The sequence below is a fragment of the Cytobacillus firmus NBRC 15306 genome (assembly GCF_001591465.1).
Classification (GTDB): domain Bacteria; phylum Bacillota; class Bacilli; order Bacillales; family Cytobacillaceae; genus Cytobacillus; species Cytobacillus firmus.
This window is the reverse complement of record NZ_BCUY01000188.1, coordinates 1-2,038: the sequence shown is the minus strand read 5'-3', so window position 1 is coordinate 2,038 and position 2,038 is coordinate 1. Positions and strand designations below refer to the sequence as shown.

The 2,038-nt window shown below is 41.7% G+C and carries 2 protein-coding genes; both read right to left on the bottom strand.

Features of this window, described 5'->3' with window-relative positions:
* Window position 1 precedes the first annotated feature (1 nt).
* The gene (gene istB / locus BFI01S_RS21695) at window positions 2-724 is read right to left on the bottom strand and encodes an IS21-like element helper ATPase IstB (RefSeq protein ID WP_019380289.1); all 723 of its coding nucleotides are present in this window, start codon (window positions 722-724) and stop codon (window positions 2-4) included.
* Between the two features lie 17 nt (window positions 725-741).
* Window positions 742-2,038 (bottom strand): IS21 family transposase (gene istA / locus BFI01S_RS21690; protein WP_061794417.1); only part of this gene is annotated, 1,297 nt, incomplete at its 5' end.

Genomic DNA, 2,038 nt, shown 5'->3' with positions numbered 1-2,038 from the left:
GTTACTTCGAATATGTTTCTTTGAGACGATAACTCTCTCCGTTCATTGGGATAATGTGGGCCTTGTGAGTCACTCGATCTAACAAGGCGGCGGTCATCTGTTCATCGTGAAAAACTTCTACCCATCGGCTAAACTCCCGATTGCTAGTGATAATCATGCTTCCTCTTTCATAACGAGTAGAAAAAAATTGAAACAGTAATTCGGCTGCTCTCTGGTGGTAGGGGATATAGCCAAGTTCATCAATAATCGTGACATCTGCAGCCAACCATTGTTTCTCCAACTGGAGGAGCCTTTTTTCGTCTTGGGCTTCCATCAGTTCATTCGATAGGCGGGCGGCCGTATAATATTTGACAGTATAGCCTTGATTAATCGCCTCTTCCCCTAACGCAATTGATAAATGCGACTTTCCTGTACCTGAGTTCCCAATAAAAATGACATTCCTTTTCTGCTGAATGTACTCCCCTTGAAAGATGTCCAGAATGCGTCTTTTTGGTACGTGGGGAGCCTCCTCAAATTGAAAAGAGAGGAGGTCCTTATGTACAGGGAATTGCGCCTTTTTTCTGGCTAACTCTTTCTTTTTGATTTCTCGCTCAGCTATTTCAATCGATAATAATTGAAAGAGAAATTCTTCATAGGTAATTTGTTGCTCATTTGCTTCGCGCAAATAAGCGTCAACTTGTTCACGTATAGTCGGCAAGCGCAGCCTTTTTAGATATTCATCCATTTGATAACGGTGTGTATTCAGTGAATATACCTCCCTTTCTGTAATAGTTGGTCATACGGGCTAAATGTAGGAGCCTTGACGGTGACGGACTGCTCCATTTCATATTTTATTGGGGCTGGCTTTGTTGCTTCCGGCTGAGTCATGAGGTAAAGATAATGCCTTACACTATCAGCTGTATATAGCTGCTCTTTTACACAACTTGCCACTGCCCTTTCTACTGTTTCCATCGTAAACTCCCGATGGAGTTTTAATAGTTGAATAAACTCTTTTCCATGCCCATACTTTGAAAGACTTCTCTTATAAAATTCTTGATAACTTGGTGGAAGATTAGCTCTTCGAACTGGGCGCGCATGCTGGATGGCCCTTGGTTTTCTCTCCAGTTCATCCAAGTAATGATCCACTTCAAAAATTTCTTGAAGCTTTTCGTATGAACGCTCATGTTTGGCTACACAGTTTCCGTCAATGTTTATTTCAATGTGATTTACATAAGCATTTATTTGTGCATCTTTCCGACCGGCATACCTAGTAGGTACCGAGTAGGCGTTTGTTTCAAAATTAACAAGCGAAAGACTGTTGACAGAGGCTCTTACCTTCCTTGCGCAAGGATGAGTACCAATAATCGGCAGAAGCTGTTGCTTCTCTAGTAAAAATCGTTCACCCACCTGTTCTTTCGTTTTTGGAACATAGGTTTCTTCATAGGCATCACATTGTTCTAAAAGATAGTGATTAAGTACCTGTAAGTCACTTACCTGTGGAACGGGAACTAAAAATTGAGCTCGTGCTGTTTGAACTAGTTTCTCTACTTGTCCTTTTTCATTTCCTTTTGCGGGTGCACAAAATTGGGCATCAAAAAGATAGTATGATCGAAACTGGATAAAGGCCTCCTGTTCTTCACGCTTGGTCCCTTCTAACACCTTCTTTACCGCTGTTTTCATATTGTCATAGACAATCGTTTTCGGGACACCACCGAAATAATCAAAGGCATCTGCGTGACCTTGAAATAACGCCTCCTGCCGTTGATGCTGAAACACTTTTACAAAAATCTTACGGCTATACAAAAGTCTCATACAAAAAAGCATTACCTTCGTTTCAATCCCATTTAAAAGCACAATGATTTCCCCCCAATCAAATTGGGCAAATTCACCGGGATCGAATTCCAACGGTATAGAGGAATTAGGAGTTTCTTTGAGCTGCTTATATTGGCGTACAAAACGGCGTACAGTGGATTCTCCACCTTTAAAGCCATATTCTTTCACCAAGCGTCTGTGGATTTGAGCAGCACTGTGACGCTGTTTTAGGGGGGCTGTTTCATCG